Annotated in this window: 15 protein-coding genes; 10 read left to right on the top strand and 5 right to left on the bottom strand. The window is 52.5% G+C overall.

Annotated features, from left to right (window positions below; genetic code table 11):
* Window positions 1-128: 128 nt before the first annotated feature.
* The gene (locus tag KXG62_RS25390) at window positions 129-617 is read left to right on the top strand and encodes a DinB family protein (RefSeq protein WP_218094823.1); all 489 of its coding nucleotides are present in this window, start codon (window positions 129-131) and stop codon (window positions 615-617) included.
* 15 nt (window positions 618-632) lie between these two features.
* Here the strand turns inward: KXG62_RS25390 and KXG62_RS25385 are convergent, their stop codons facing one another.
* Window positions 633-1,634, bottom strand: coding sequence for an oxidoreductase (locus KXG62_RS25385; protein WP_218094822.1), 1,002 nt, complete (start codon window positions 1,632-1,634; stop codon window positions 633-635).
* Window positions 1,635-1,949: 315 nt separating this feature from the next.
* Window positions 1,950-2,102: a hypothetical protein gene (locus KXG62_RS25380; RefSeq protein ID WP_218094821.1), complete on the bottom strand. Its 153-nt coding sequence runs from the start codon at window positions 2,100-2,102 to the stop codon at window positions 1,950-1,952.
* A 259-nt stretch (window positions 2,103-2,361) separates the two neighbouring features.
* On the opposite strand from KXG62_RS25380, the gene KXG62_RS25375 reads away from it, so the two are divergent.
* From KXG62_RS25375 to KXG62_RS25350, 6 genes are all read left to right on the top strand, one after another.
* Window positions 2,362-4,098 carry an ABC transporter ATP-binding protein gene (locus tag KXG62_RS25375; protein WP_218094820.1) on the top strand — a complete coding sequence of 579 codons (1,737 nt, stop codon included), beginning with the start codon at window positions 2,362-2,364 and terminating at the stop codon, window positions 4,096-4,098.
* A 223-nt stretch (window positions 4,099-4,321) separates the two neighbouring features.
* A complete protein-coding gene (locus KXG62_RS25370; RefSeq protein ID WP_218094819.1) occupies window positions 4,322-5,092 on the top strand; it encodes a Cof-type HAD-IIB family hydrolase in 771 nt (256 codons plus the stop codon).
* Between the two features lie 40 nt (window positions 5,093-5,132).
* A complete protein-coding gene (locus KXG62_RS25365; RefSeq protein ID WP_246627636.1) occupies window positions 5,133-5,858 on the top strand; it encodes a glycerophosphodiester phosphodiesterase in 726 nt (241 codons plus the stop codon).
* Window positions 5,859-5,876: 18 nt separating this feature from the next.
* The gene (locus KXG62_RS25360) at window positions 5,877-6,656 is read left to right on the top strand and encodes an SDR family oxidoreductase (RefSeq protein ID WP_218094818.1); all 780 of its coding nucleotides are present in this window, start codon (window positions 5,877-5,879) and stop codon (window positions 6,654-6,656) included.
* 36 nt (window positions 6,657-6,692) lie between these two features.
* Window positions 6,693-7,664: a hypothetical protein gene (locus KXG62_RS25355; protein WP_246627635.1), complete on the top strand. Its 972-nt coding sequence runs from the start codon at window positions 6,693-6,695 to the stop codon at window positions 7,662-7,664.
* Window positions 7,665-7,803: 139 nt separating this feature from the next.
* Entirely contained in the window at window positions 7,804-9,138 is a 1,335-nt protein-coding gene (locus KXG62_RS25350) for an ABC transporter substrate-binding protein (RefSeq protein WP_218094817.1), read from the top strand.
* Window positions 9,139-9,226: 88 nt separating this feature from the next.
* On the opposite strand, the gene KXG62_RS25345 is transcribed toward KXG62_RS25350, so the two are convergent.
* Both KXG62_RS25345 and KXG62_RS25340 read right to left on the bottom strand, forming a co-directional pair.
* Window positions 9,227-9,655 (bottom strand): VOC family protein, encoded by a 429-nt coding sequence (locus KXG62_RS25345; protein WP_218094816.1) that lies wholly within the window; start codon window positions 9,653-9,655, stop codon window positions 9,227-9,229.
* 125 nt (window positions 9,656-9,780) lie between these two features.
* Complete coding sequence (locus tag KXG62_RS25340) at window positions 9,781-10,830, bottom strand: DMT family transporter (RefSeq protein WP_218094815.1); 1,050 nt, start codon at window positions 10,828-10,830, stop codon at window positions 9,781-9,783.
* Between the two features lie 300 nt (window positions 10,831-11,130).
* On the opposite strand from KXG62_RS25340, the gene KXG62_RS25335 reads away from it, so the two are divergent.
* The 3 genes from KXG62_RS25335 to KXG62_RS25325 all read left to right on the top strand — a co-directional run bounded on the left by KXG62_RS25335 (window position 11,131) and on the right by KXG62_RS25325 (window position 13,030).
* Complete coding sequence (locus KXG62_RS25335) at window positions 11,131-11,610, top strand: MarR family winged helix-turn-helix transcriptional regulator (RefSeq protein ID WP_218094814.1); 480 nt, start codon at window positions 11,131-11,133, stop codon at window positions 11,608-11,610.
* Window positions 11,594-12,415: a class I SAM-dependent methyltransferase gene (locus KXG62_RS25330; protein ID WP_218094813.1), complete on the top strand. Its 822-nt coding sequence runs from the start codon at window positions 11,594-11,596 to the stop codon at window positions 12,413-12,415. The genes KXG62_RS25335 and KXG62_RS25330 overlap by 17 nt, the downstream gene beginning before the upstream one ends.
* A gap of 192 nt (window positions 12,416-12,607) precedes the next feature.
* Window positions 12,608-13,030: a VOC family protein gene (locus tag KXG62_RS25325; RefSeq protein WP_218094812.1), complete on the top strand. Its 423-nt coding sequence runs from the start codon at window positions 12,608-12,610 to the stop codon at window positions 13,028-13,030.
* Between the two features lie 188 nt (window positions 13,031-13,218).
* Here the strand turns inward: KXG62_RS25325 and KXG62_RS25320 are convergent, their stop codons facing one another.
* Complete coding sequence (locus KXG62_RS25320) at window positions 13,219-14,454, bottom strand: ComEC/Rec2 family competence protein (protein ID WP_218094811.1); 1,236 nt, start codon at window positions 14,452-14,454, stop codon at window positions 13,219-13,221.
* Between the last annotated feature and the right edge of the window lie 428 nt (window positions 14,455-14,882).

Raw genomic sequence — 14,882 nt, 5'->3', positions numbered from 1 at the left:
TACGCTCTGATCGAAAATCGATGCATAGGATACATTCTCCACGACTGCCGCTTAAGCGTCAAAGTTGAAATACTGAGATTTAGTGAGAAAACAGGAGAAAACATTACTTTATAGTGGGAGGGAACGAGATGAAGTATATCGAACGATTGATCTCAGAATTGCAGCAGGAGGCGGCATTGACGCGCAGCGTGCTCGAGCTGGTGCCGGAAGACAAGCTTTCGTGGAAGCCGCATGCCAAATCGATGTCGTTAGGTCAACTGGCTCTGCATATCGCGGGGGTACCTGGCGCCATTGCCGAGCTGCTGGACGAGCCCGTCCGGGAAATTCCGGTTGTTCCTTTACATGAGGCAGCGTCGCTGCACGAGATTTTGTCGACGCTTGATCAGTACGTGACCTTAGCCGAAACGAAGCTGTCCGCATGGGGAGAAGCCGGTCTTATGGAAACATGGAAGCTGACGAGCGAAGGCGTGCCGATCCTGGAAGCTCCGCGAATCGGCATGGTACGTACGCTGATGCTCAACCATTGGTATCATCACCGCGGCCAGTTGACAGTGTATTTGCGGATGCTCGAGGTGCCGCTTCCGTCGATCTATGGCCCCAGCGCCGACGAGCGCTAGGCACGGAAACCTGCTTTACCCTGCGCGGCCAACCGGCTCTTGAGCCTGCAGCATGCGCGCCCCGAAGTCGGGGTCCTCGAGCAATGGACGGCCGATGGCGATGCAGTCGGCCAGCCGGTCCTCGAGGATGCGGTTGGCCAGCGAGCGGGTATGAATGTTTCCGACCGCAATGACCGGAATGCTGAAGTGCGCCTTGATCGCGGCAGCGTGCGGCAGCTGGTAGGCGGTGTAGACGTCGCCGGGCTGAACGGGAAGAAGACCACCCGTCGAAACATGAATGCCGTCCAATTCCGGTTCGAGCGGCTTCAAGACGCGCGCCCACTCCTGCGGCGTCAGTCCTCCTTCGCTATAGTCGGTGGCCGAGATGCGGATGATTACCGGGTAGTCCTTGCCGACTTCGCCCCGGATTGCCGCAATCGTCTCCTGCAGAAACCTGGCTCTGTTGACGGTAGACCCGCCGTACGCATCCGTTCGTGTGTTGGACAGCGGCGATACGAACTGGTGAATTAAAAAACCGTGCGCCGCATGAAGCTCAATGCCGTCAAACCCCGCCTGCACGCTCCGTTTCGCCGCCAACCGGTATTCCTCGATGACGCGCTGGATACCCTCGCAAGATAGCGCCTCCGGCGTTCCGTAATGTTCATCGTACGCGATCGCGCTTGGCGCCGCCAGCGCTGCCGTGACTTCCGGCGAAGATTTTCTTCCGCCGTGCGACAATTGGACAAAGATCGGCGTCCGATAGGCGTGAACGGCATCCGTTACTCTTTTCAACGGTTCGATGTGCCTATCCGTATAAATCCCGATATCGTTCTTCCACAGTCTTCCGTTCGGGGACACCGCGGTCGATTCCGCAATAACGAGCCCTACATGTTTGGCGCTGCGGCCATAATGCTCCACGTGATGATTGCCGGCATACCCATCGGGCGTCCCTCTGTATTGCTGCAGCGGCGCCATAATGAGCCGGTTTTTCAAGTTCAATCCGCCTATGCGGACGGGATCGTTTAACGTTATCGTCATCGTGCATTCTCCTTTACAGCGGGATAGTGATATTGTAATATGCACGATCGGAAGTTGACATGCGATAACAAAGGTTTTGCGTGGTTTTTAACTAAAATATTTCGTTAATCAGGACTATCATATTTAAAAAATAAGTCGTAATTGAGTGGCTCGAAGGCATGAGGATTAGAGCCCATCCGGCTCAAGCGGGCAGTCATGGTCCCATGCGCATTCAAGGCAGGCCGTTTACGCGCCAGCCCGGCCTTTCCCATTCGTCCTCGCCTCGCTTGACGACCTCGATGGTCGCGCCTGCGGCATGCTCATACGGCAATCCGTTCACAGCACGTCCGGCTGCGCCGTGTAATACTCGTACAGCAATGCATGGAACGCGAACCTCTCGTCGCCGATTTGCTTCTTTCCGGTCACTTCGAACGCTTGATGATGCGGGTTGGATACGCCGGTGAAATAAGCGGATAGCGCGCCATGCACCGACCGAACCGCCGATTTTTTGGTTAAAACGATTCCGTCCCTCGTTTTTGTCCGAATGGTGCTTATACTAAACAGTAGTGAAGTTAGGATCGAATGGGATTGCTGCGACTCGCTGCAGGAGCGGGCCTTCGAAGCGAGTCGTAACCGCTGTATACCACAGGAAAGGGTGTTTGCCATGAGAACGAGAAACCATGTGCCAACGAACAAATTCAGGAGGGCTATCGCACGGTAACCCTCCGAGATCATGGAGGAAACCGAATTGAACGCTCGAAGGAAAAAGTTTCTGTCTTATTACAAGCCGTATTTGGGCTTGCTGTCTGCAGATTTGGCATGCGCGTTCGTCGTATCGGCCATTACGCTCGTCCTTCCGCTGTGCATCCGGTATATCACGGTGTATGTGCTTCAGCAGCCTTCGCCCGAGGCGCTGCACCGGATTTATGCGATCGGCGCCTGGATGGTGGCGCTTGTACTGATCCATACGTTTTGCAATATGTTTATTTCGTACCAGGGGCACCTGATGGGGGCCAAGATGGAAAGCGACATGCGCAGCGAATTGTTCGATCATCTGCAGAAGCTGTCGTTCCGCTTTTACGACGAGCAAAAAACAGGCCAGCTCATGACCCGGACGACGAACGATATTTTGTCGCTCACCGAATTGTATCATCACGGTCCCGAAGACCTTCTCATCTCGGTGTTGAAGTTCGCCGGGGCGTTCGCCATTCTCATTTATATCGATGTGAAGCTGACGCTCATCGTTTTTTTGTTTTTGCCGGTGATGGCGGCGTACGCCTTCTACTTCAACAAAAAAATGAACGTTGCCCTGCGCGAAAGCAAAGACCGGATCGGCGATATCAACGCTCAGGTGGAGGACACGCTCTCGGGCATTCGGGTTGTAAAATCGTTCACGAACGAGCACATCGAGCAAAAGAAATTCGCTTATGCCAACGATCGTTTTGTGCAGAGCCGGGGAGCGGGATACAAAAGCGAGACGCTGTTTCACGAAGGGGTGATCGCGTTCACCCAGCTGATTACGATCGCCGTGATCGTCTTTGGCGGTGCCGCAATGCTTAAGGCGTCTCTGGATTTGGCCGATCTGCTGACCTTCTTTTTGTGCATAGGTATTCTGATCGAGCCGATTCAGCGGCTGGTGAACTTCGCCAGGCTGTACCAGGAAGGGATGACCGGGTTTGACCGGTTCATGGACATCCTGGAGGTCGAGCCGGACATCCGGGATGCCGACGATGCGATCGAGCTGTCGCATGTTCGCGGAGAGGTGGAGTTCCGAAACGTGAGCTTCAAGTACAAGGAAGACCACGATGAGGTGCTGAGGAACGTGTCGCTGCATATTCAAGCCGGCGAATACGTCGCTTTCGTCGGTCCTTCCGGCGTCGGCAAGACGACGCTGTGCTCCTTGCTCCCCCGCTTCTATGAAGCGAGCGAAGGCGAAATTCGGCTGGACGGCCACCCGGTCAAGCGGATCAGCCAGTTGTCTTTGCGGCGGCATATCGGCATCGTCCAGCAGGACGTATATTTGTTTGCCGGTACGGTGCTGGACAACATCCGCTACGGTAAGCCGGATGCAGACAGGGAAGAGGTGATCGTGGCAGCCCGAAAGGCCCATGCGCATCACTTTATCATGGAGCTGCCGGACGGGTACGATACGGATATCGGGCAGCGCGGCGTCAAGCTGTCCGGAGGGCAGCAGCAGCGGCTGAGCATTGCGCGTGTTTTCCTGAAAAATCCGCCCATTCTGATATTGGATGAAGCGACGAGCTCGCTCGATAACGAAAGCGAACGGGCGATCCAGGCGTCGCTGGAGCAGCTAACTGACAACCGCACCACGCTGGTCATCGCCCATCGGCTCTCTACGGTCCGAAATGCGCAGCGCATTGTGGTGCTGTCGGACAAAGGCATCGAGGAGCAGGGTACCCATGAAGCGCTGCTCGCATCGGGCGGCACGTACGCGAAGCTGTACCATATGCAGCTGAAGCTGTAAGCTTTACAATGGAACGCCACTACGAGCCGGTAGTGGCGTTTTTGTTGTGGACTTATACCGAGATGTTTGAAAATCTTTTTTTATTTCGTGAAAAAATGATTTAAAAAGATAACAAAAAATAATTTAATTCTGATTTCATTATTGACAATGGCATATTTTTCAATTAAATTCATGTTAAAAGATAATAAAAGATAAAAAAGAAAATCGGTAAAGGAGTCCTACGATGGGGAAGCTTGTATTTTTTGATATCGACGATACGCTCGTCAACCACCACAAGCAAGTGCCTGATTCCGCCAAGCAGGCGATACGCGAATTGAAAGCTCGGGGGGTGGAAGTGGCGATTGCCACCGGTCGTGCGCCGGTCATGTTCAAACATTTGATGAAGGAGCTGGACATTCAATCCTTTGTCGGCTGCAATGGATCTTACGCCGTGTACCGGGGCGAGGTCGTGTACAAAAAAAACATTAATGACGAGGCGCTGCATGCGTTGGAAGCGGTTGCTGCCGGCAAAGGTCATCCGATGGCGTTTTCGGACGAAAACGTGATTTGGGTCAACCGCAACGCCCACCCGTACGTCGAACGGGCCATAGGCGACTTGCGAGCGGCCAAGCCGCATTACCGACCGCAGCTTGAGCAGGATAAGGAAATTTATTATGCGCTCGCGTTTTGCGAAGAGGGGGCTGAGCAATATATTCACGATTTTCCGCAATTCCGGATGATTCGCTGGCACCCGTACTCGCTCGATATCTTGCCCGCCGGAGGTTCCAAAGCGAAGGGGATCGAGGTGCTGCTGGAAAAGACGGGGATTCGCAGAGAGGATACGTTCGCCTTCGGCGACGGCTTGAACGATGTCGAGATGTTGAAGTTCGTCGGTACGGGCATTGCGATGGGCAATGCATGCGAGGAAGCGAAGGAAGCTTCCGATTTCGTAACGAAAGCGGTATCGGAGGACGGGGTCAAGTACGGTTTGCAAATGATGGGCCTATTGGGCTAATGGAATCATCATCCTATTTTATTGTAAAAGGAGCATAACCATGTACATAAAAGGAATCGCGCATCGGGGGTATCCGGTCAAATACCCGGAAAATACGCTGTCTTCATTTCAGGCCGCGTTCGATCTGAATTTCACGTATGTTGAACTCGACGTGCAACTGAGCAAAGACGGCGTTCCGGTGGTCATTCATGATTTTACGGTCAAACGGATGACGGGAGCGCAAGGGATGGTGCGGGATTACACGCTGGATGAGCTGAGGCGCCTTCGCGTCCGCGAGATCGAGACGATCCCTACGCTGGAAGAAACACTGCGCTTGCTCCGAGGGAAGCCGATCATCGTTATGGTCGAGCTCAAGCAGCAGGGGGATTTGTACCCGGGCTTGGAGGAGAAGACGCTCGAGCTGCTGCGGCGAACGGATACACTGGACCAATCGATCATTATCAGCTTCGATCACTTCTCGATCGCGAAGGTCAGACGGCTTGATCAGGATATCCGGCTGGGCTTAACAAGCTCCTGCAGCATGCCTTACGTATTTCCGTTTATGAAGGAACTGAGATGCGATTTCCTCGGGGTGCCGATGCGCATGATGACAGCGGAGTATGCGGAAATGATATTATCGAACGGCATTTTGCTCAATCCGTGGCCGGTGGATACGCTCGCTGACATGGAATTGGTAGCGGCCGAATATCCGTCTTCCCTGGTGACGACCAATGAGCTTGAGAAGTGGGCCGAATTTTATAAGAGCCATCTCGAATTGCATGCCTAAATAAAGGAGCGGATACGTATGAGCGTCAAAGACAAAATGAGTCTGGATCAGTATACATCCATCGTAACGGGAGGGGCGGTCGGTCTAGGCAAATCGATGGCATCCGCTCTAGCGGAAATGGGCTCGAACATCGTCATCGTCGATCTGAATCGAAATCATGCCGAAGCAACGGCGCAGGAGCTTCGTTCTCAATACGGGGTGCAGGTTGATGTCATTGAAGCGAACGTTTGCAGCGCCGATGACGTGCTGCGGGTACGGGAGGAGACGGTTCGGTCGTTCGGGCGGATCGATGTGCTCATCAATAATGCGGGGATCGTCAAAAATGCGAAAGCCGAGGACATGCTTTACCAGGACTGGCTGGATGTCATGAACGTCAACTTGAACGGCGTCTTCCTGATGTCTCAAACGATCGGGAAGGAAATGATCCGGCAGGGGAAAGGCTCGATTATTAATATATCGTCCATGTCCGGCATCATCGTCAATACGCCGCAATGCCAAATCGCCTATAACGTGTCCAAAGCCGGCGTCATCTCGCTTACAAAGACGTTAGCCGCCGAATGGGCCCCTTACGGAATCCGGGTGAACACGATCGCGCCGGGATATATGAAGACGGAATTGACGGAGAAGTTTTTCCGCGAAGGCGGGCAATTGATCGACCGCTGGATGAGCATGACTCCGATGGGGCGTCCAGGGATGCCGGATGAGCTTCAGGGCATCGCCGTTTATTTGGCTTCGGAGGCATCCTCCTATACAACCGGGGGCGTATTCTCGGTAGACGGGGGATATACCGCGTGGTAGTACGGCATTAACCCAATAAATGAAGGAGGTTATGGTATGGGAATGGGAAGGTTCACCAGGAGGACGGGAGCCCGGAATCGCGTTACCCTGATGGTCGCCTTGCTGCTGTGCGTAGCTTTGATGGTACCGATTACGGCGAGTGCCGCCTTTTACGGCGGCTACTCCACCGTCGCAACGCTCGGTAACGCTAACAGCGCTTATTCTACACAAGGGTTTGGCGTCGGAACGGCCTACACGTATTCGGTGAAAATCAACGAAGCCGATAACAAGCAGGTCATTTACCGTACGAAGATGAGCGACGGAACGACCGAGCTCATGACGAACGGGGATAACGGGACGACCTACGCGAACTACCTCGGGCATGCGAATGATATGGCGCTCAGCTCCAACAACGGAGAGCTGTACATGTTTATCGTCACCATGAACACCGGCAGCATGAGCCTCGTGAAACTGAAGTATGTAGGGGCGACCTATTACAAAGTCGGCAACTACACGATCAAGTACAACGGCGCGGACAAATCGATGTCGGGCGTTAAAATTACGAGCAAAACGACCAGCAGCTTGAACTTCCTCTTCAAATCCGGACGCACATTCTACAGAGGGTCTCTCCCGCTAACCGCCACCAGCGGCACTATCAATGTCACCTCCTCATTTACCGTTAATATTGCGGATGCCAAGGTCAACGGCAGCACGGTATCTAACATCTCATCGTATTTAACCCAAGGATTCGGTTATCGCAGCAATACATTATTTTTCCCGCTCACGCATGAGAACATCAGTATTGTACTCGTGTATCGCAATATCTCGACCGCATCAGGCACCATATATGCAGATAACAACTTGTCGTTCCGCGTAACTTCCTCTGCGTTCCCCGATCTGTTCGAGATCGAAGGGGTCGGCATCGGCGAAGGCGACAAGCTTTGGTTCAACACCAATCGAAGGACGGCTCCGGGAGATACCGCTTCGGACGGGGTGCATTATTTTAACGGGTATGTGTTCACTCCGTAAATGACTGTGAAGCTCTGCAATCGATATCCATAAATGACGCATACCGAGAACCGCAGGGGAATAAAATGAAAGCGCTTAAAAGTCAGTTTAGCAGCCCAGTCCGGTATTGCGAGCAGAAATCAAAAGGGAGGAAAGAAGCATGCGGAACACCAAAATAGCACTTGTACTCGCGCTGCTGATGGGTTGTTCTTTCACAACCGCTTGCGGGGGGAACAGCGCCATTACTGCGGAGGAGAAGGGGACGGGGAAGCCGGAGGCCATTCCGGTATCCAAGGAACCGGTAACGCTGACCTTTTATATGCATTCCGCAGGAATGAGCGATGAGGAGTTTCAACGGTATGTCGCCGAACCGGTGCAAAAAAAATACCCGAATATTTCGTTTGATGTGGTGCGCAACGCAGCCGGCAAAAAGCTGGAGGATCTGATCGCCGCTGGCACCTATCCGGATATTATGACGGTGGACACGTATTCCGTGCTTAAGATGAAGGAAGTGGGAATGGCCGAAGAATTGAGCTCGCTCGCCAAAGCGAACGGATACGATCGAACCAAGTATACGCCGACCTTGATGAACGTTAACGATTTATACGGCAAAAAAGGCGAGTTGTACGCGATCCCATGGGCAGCCCAATATACGGCGCTATACTACAACAAAGATGTATTCGATAAATTCGGGGTCCCTTACCCGAAAGACGGCATGACCTGGAATGATGTGCTGGAGCTCAGCAGGAAAGTTTCCGGCATGAACGGTGCCACCCAATATTACCCGCTGGCCAGTCAAGTGGATCCTTACTATATATACAGTCAGCTGTCCCCCGATACGCTCGTCAATCCGCAGACGAAGAAGGCGCAGTTCAATAACGCGCATTGGAAAGCGGTATTCCAGCTGATGAAGGACATTACGGATTTGCCGAACAACAAATCGGGATACGGCTCGGGAAGAACCCGGTTCATGAAGGAACAGAACCTGGCCATGCTCCCGGATTGGGGAACGTACGCAAGCAACCTCATGACCGCGGAAAACCAGGGCGGAACCGGGATGAATTGGGATATGGTCTCCTATCCTACATTTAAAGAAAATCCGGGAGTCGGCCCTGCGAGCGGCCCGTGGCTGATGATGATTTGCTCCCAAAGCAAGAAAAAGCAGGAAGCATTCCAAGTCCTATCGGCCATCGTCAGCAAAGAAAACCAATTGTCCATCGCCAAGGAAGGATTGAAGCTGCCTTCTTACGACGATGAGGAACTCCGGAAGAGCTTCGCCGCGAACAACCCGGTCATGAAGGTGAAAAACGTGCAGAGCATCTTCAAAGTGAAGTCGGCGGCTATCGGGGCGAGAACGGAGTATTATGACGCGGCCAACAAGCCGCTCAAAGACAACTTGAAAAAAGTAGTGGACGGCGGCATGGATATTAACTCGGCCTTGCGGGATGCGGAGGAGAAGGCCAATAAAGACATTCAGAGCATGGTCGTGAAATAACATAAGGACAGTGCGCTGCGGTATGCGCGAAGACCTTTCATCCCGTCAATGGAATGAAAGCGTCTTTGCGCATTGTCGTGCCAAGGGATCAAACGCCGGTTTCTTTATGAAACCGCTGGAGCACATTCAGGTAATGCGGATTGTACATGATGCCTACGATATTCCCGAACGGATCGACGACGGAGGCCGTGACGAAGCCGTGGCCGCGATCCGTGACGGCCTCGTATACGGTCGCCCCCATCGACAGCAGCTTCTCAAGCGTTGCATTGACATCGTCCACATGCCAGTAGACGACAAGACCGCCCGGTGTCGCCGGCGCCCCTTCAGGCGCATAACGGCGATGAATCAGACCGAGCTCATTCTGATAGTCGCCGACGCGAAACTCGCAATACCCGTCCGCTACTTCAAAGTACGGCTCGATCCCGAGCAGCTCGCTGTACCATCGCTTGGCCGCCGCCAAATCATCCGTCCATAATGTGACGGTCGTTAATCCCCGTAATGTGTTGTTGTTATTCATTATCTTGTTTCCTCCTCATGGATTAGAGCTCATTTCCTGTTCCCAGGCTCATGGCTTAACGGCTATATTCGTTATTATAGCTGTGGAGGCTGACAACAGTATGTCAGTGTTTCCGGCAAAATGCTTCAGGATCTCGCGTTGGCGAATGTTTCCTGTGGTTGCGGTTGAACCGACAGCGCACGCTTGGCCGATACGTTCGTTCCGATCACCCCGGCGATAATCAAGGCGGAGCCGGCGAGATGATACCATGTTACGGCTTCCTGCAAAAAGATGGCTCCCGCGGCGATAGATACCACCGTGGACAAATTGGCGAATACGCTCATTTTGGACGCTTCGATGCGGGAGAGGACGTAGTTGGCCATGAACGCCGTTGCGCATTGAACGACGCCAAGGCTGACGATGACGGCGACAAATACGCCGTTTGCGAGCGGTGCGACGAACGCGTCCAATGTGCCTGCGGCCGAATGGGCGGTCAGCGAAACGAGCAGCATCGAGACGAAGGCGGCGCCCACCATGAAGCAGCTGATCTCCGCCGGGCTGAATCGCCGCGTAACGGCGCGGGCAAGTACGCTGTATGCGGCAAAGAGGACGCAGGCGACCAGGAGCAGCGCCATCCCGGTCAAGGTCGACATGTTGATTCCGCTGCCTTTCATCGCGAAGATAAACAAGACGCCAAGCGTCGATAGAACGATGAACAGCTTTTGCAGCAAAGTCGTCTGTTCTTTCAAAAAGAAGGAAGCGAGCACCATCGTGGCGATGGGCGTAAATGCGCTGATAATGCCGCCTTCCGCCGAGGTGGCATACTGAAGCCCTGTCGTTTGAAGCAAAAAGTAACCGACGGGGTATAACGAAGCCAGCAGCAGCAACAGAGCAAACGGTTTGTCGCGGTAGTTCAGTTTGACGATTCCGCATGCCGCCGGAACACCCAAGAGGAGAAAAGCGGCGGCGAAGCGGTACGTGAGCGTATCGATCGGATCGGCGTAAGCCAATGTCAGCTTGACAAGCAAAAAGGAAACGCCAATCACGATGGCGTTGACCACAGCGAGAACGTAAGCGAGCTTCAATGGCCGGGAGCTTGCGGTTCGGGCAGCCGTACGGTCGTCAGCGGATGCCGGACTGGCCGGTGCGCCGCGCTGTGCAGAATTGCGGGATTCGTGGAGTCCGCGAATCGTCATGGGATGGTCATCCTCCTTGATCGATAGTGGTGTGCACGGCGGCTGCCGGCAAACAACGCGACCTTTATAATATGTTACCATTTGGTAACGTTATTATATGTTACTTTATGGTAACGTGTCAATCTGAATTAAAAGGTTTAACCGGCGAAGGTTTATTCCGGCTTTCCTCCTAACGATTGTATCGGAGACAGCTTATAGCCTCCTCCAAGGGGAGAGTCAAGTCGAGAATTTATTTGCTTTGTGCAAACAAATAAAATATACTGACAATATGACATGATGTGCTCGTTGGGAGTGAACTTGATGGCGAAAGACCGCAAGGCGCTGCAAAAGCTGGCGTATGGCACCTTAAGGCTTGTGAAGGAATTCCAGCATGCGCAAAATCGAAGATCCGATTTGGACCGGGTGGCGTTTGAAATATTGATGCTCGTCAGACAGCGGGAGTCCATGCGATTGACGGACATTGCGAGCGAGCTTGATTTTAACCCGTCCTCCGTCACTCGGCGAATTCAGGCTCTAAAGCAATCGGGGCATATTACCGTCGTCCCCGACCCTAAGGATCTTCGATCCGCTTTGATCCGGCTAACGGATCGGGGCGAGGAGGTGCTGCTGGGCTTTCTCGAAAAGAGCATCGACGGCTTGGAACTTATTTTGCAGGATTGGAACGATGAAGATATTCAGGTTCTTGCCGACAAGCTGCTGCGTCTCGCCGACTCGATGAGCGCATGGCGGCTTGCGGCCGATCCAATCGAAGGGGTGTCACCTGATGACGGAGGAAAGTAAAAACCGGCTCCAGCACAATCAATATGCGAACTCGGGAAAATTCAATGCGCGCATTTACCTGCATCAGACGTTCGGCACCAACAAATACCCGTGGCCGTTATGGGTATTTGATCAGCTGTTCCAGGCAGGACCGGCCAGCGTGCTGGAACTGGGCGGGGGCAACGGGCTGCTGTGGATGGCGAATGCCTCCCGCTTGCCGGAGCAGTGGGACATCACGGTTACCGATATTTCCCCCGGCATGCTGCAGGATGCCGAAAAGAATGTTGCCGGTCCGGGGAAAAAGATTCGCTTCGAGGTAGCGGATGCCGAACAACTCCAGTATGGCGATGCAGCCTTCGATATCGTGATTGCCAATCATATGCTTTATCATGTGGAGAACAGAAAGAAAGCACTGCTCGAGATCAAGCGTGTGCTGAAGCCGGAAGGAACGTTTTACGCCAGCACGGTAGGCGGCCGCAATATGGTTGAGCTGAAGGAAATGATCCTTGCGTTTGATCCGGATTCCCAGTATGAGAAAGTGCTGGGAACGCTGGAATCGCAGTTTTCCTTGGACAACGGCCAAGACCAGCTGCTCGAAGTATTCGGAGATGTACGGCTTGCCTTGTACGACGATGCGCTATCGGTTACGGATTCGGAGGCCATCGTCCAATACGTGCTCTCTTTAAATGGGATGGATTCCGGTCGAACGATACTGGACCCGGGCCGCGCAGACGAGTTTAAACAGTTTATCGACGCGAAAATGGCGCAGGCCGGCGGCAAGCTTCACATCAGTAAAGGTTCGGGCATGTTCATTTGTAAACCGTAGCCTTCACGATAGGGCCAACGTGATTCACAGGAGATGCAGCGAAGGCCAACTTGTCCGTTTTTTACAATCCCGGTGCGGTGGAGGGCATGTACAATAGAGTCGAAGCCAGCGCGATGAGGAACGAAAGCCATCCGTGCGATGGTTTACTCGTTCGGTTGAGCTGCGTTCAAATGGGCAGGAGGTATGGAACTTATGCAGCCGCGAATAACAGTATTAACTTTAGGCGTGGACGATTTGGAAAGAGCGGTGAAATTTTACCGCGACGGCTTGGGATGGCCGACGGAGGGCATTATCGGGACGGAGTTCGAGCATGGCGCGGTCGCTTTCTTCGACTTGCAGGCGGGCGTGAAGCTGGCGCTGTGGAAGCGCGCGGATATTGCGCATGAAGCGAAAATTCCGCTGACGGCTTCGAGCGCTACCGAAATGACGATCGGTCACAACGTCGCCAGCAAGGAAGAAGTCGATCGGATCATGGAGCTGGCCGCCAAGGCGGGAGCTGCGATCACGGATCCGCCGCATGACGCTTTCTGGGGAGGCTACTCCGGCTATTTTCAAGACCCGGACGGCCATCTGTGGGAAATCGTCTGGAATCCGGCGTGGAATCTCGAAAGCTAGGCTTCGAACCGAACGGCAGCTGGATGGGCAGCTGCAAGCGATGCTCAAGGAACGGGGAGACGAGTTTCTGCCGTCCGAGGCGTACAAGAAGCTGTGGGGTTATGAGACCGCCCCCGTTACAGGCGCTTGGCACCTCATCGATCGAGTAGGAGGCTGCCCATTAGCTGGGCAGCCTTCCTCTCCCATTTCTAAGGCTGGGTAACCGTAATATCATTACCGCCAAATTCAACATGTACATTCCCTGACTTAATGGTTGTCCCGGTCCAGTTAAGAAGCGCATAGTCATTTGCCTTCAAGGCTTCGATGATCCGATAATCGGTGCCGCTTCCTTTACCGCCTAAAAAGTACATTTTCTGCAGCACTGTGCTTTTCAACGTTTCCTTCAGCGTGCTGGTCGCATTCGTCAAATCCGTTGATGTCGGATTCGTTATATTTTTGTTTGTATAATACCTGTATATGAGATCATTATAGTTGTTCGTGACAATGGCATACTTGGGATTGAGCGTGCTGTCGATCGTATTCGGCTTCAGACTGAAATAGTAACCATGGTGTGCAACCTGATAGACGCTTACGTTTCCTATGACTTGCTCGACTCGATGGCCAACTTCATAAGAATAGTTTTGTTTGCTGTTCTCGCCCAAGTCGGAGCCTAGATAGGTACTGAACACTTTTCCAGTACTTGTTGTGCATTTCAAAAGCAACGTTGTCGCGTTCAAGTTTTCATCCCATTGTCCAGACAGCTGCTCGATAATAGGCTGATGATTCCAGTTGTTCCCGTTAAACCATGTCATTGTATATTTCCCAAACGTAATACTGTCATACATACCGGAGGACACATAGTTTCCTTGTGCATTTTTGGTAAACAACTCAACCTTCGCCTTAAAGTTGTTAGCAGGTAAAGTTTGAATCTGCGACAAGGACGTTACACTGTTAGCGAAAGCTTCATACGGCTTGATTTTCCCGATTGGCATGCTTTTCGCTTTCGCTGCTGCTATGATCGTATCCGCTTTAGTGCCAACACTGGCTTCATCAGGGTAAGTGGAGGTAGGGCTGGCTACGTCCTTTATATAAAGCGTTGTGTTTGAATCTGCAAAGCTCGCGATCGCAGTCTGCGCACCATTTGCATGATCCGCATCCAAATGGGAGAGAGCAATAAAAGACAATTTGGCCGATCCAAGTACGGAGGTCAAGTATGGCGCTACATAGGTTGTGAAATCCGCACTCGTTCCTGTGTCAACCAGCCCGTAGCTGGCCGTAGTGCCGCTTATTGTTTTGACTAGAGTGGCATTCCCTTTACCGCCGAGGTTAATAAAATAGACACCGGCTTCCGTAGGAGCAGCTGCAGATAATACCATCGGTAATACAAACAGGCTCATACAAAGCAGTACAACCATTGCCGCCTTCATTTTCCATTTTGCTTTCATGACATCCTCATCTCCTTTTCGATTTGGATCAACGATCGTATGGGCTCGATCGATGGAGCTTCCCCTAAATGATCCTTATTCACCTCCTTTCAACATGCTGCCCAGTTGTGACAACGCTTACAAAACGACGGGAACTGAATTCCGGACTCCATATTCTGGTTTAGATAACATATTTTATTTCATCATACAAAGCGCATTATTACTTGAACATACACTATTATTTCATGTGAAATATACTTTATTTCACTTGAATCTGCGGTGTCAGTGAAAACTGACTGCCGGACGCCATGTTTTTGTTGAATGTAAAAAAATAAACACAAAAAAACCGTTTTTTCCTGTAAAATGAAAGAAAGAGGCTGAATCAGTCAAGCACGCACATTCAATACCGGCACCTCTCAATCTGTCAAAGTTGTAATGATGAGAATGAG

It is taken from the genome of Paenibacillus solanacearum, assembly GCF_910593845.1.
Taxonomy (GTDB): Bacteria; Bacillota; Bacilli; order Paenibacillales; family NBRC-103111; genus Paenibacillus_G; species Paenibacillus_G solanacearum.
This window is presented reverse-complemented; position numbering and strand designations above follow the sequence as displayed.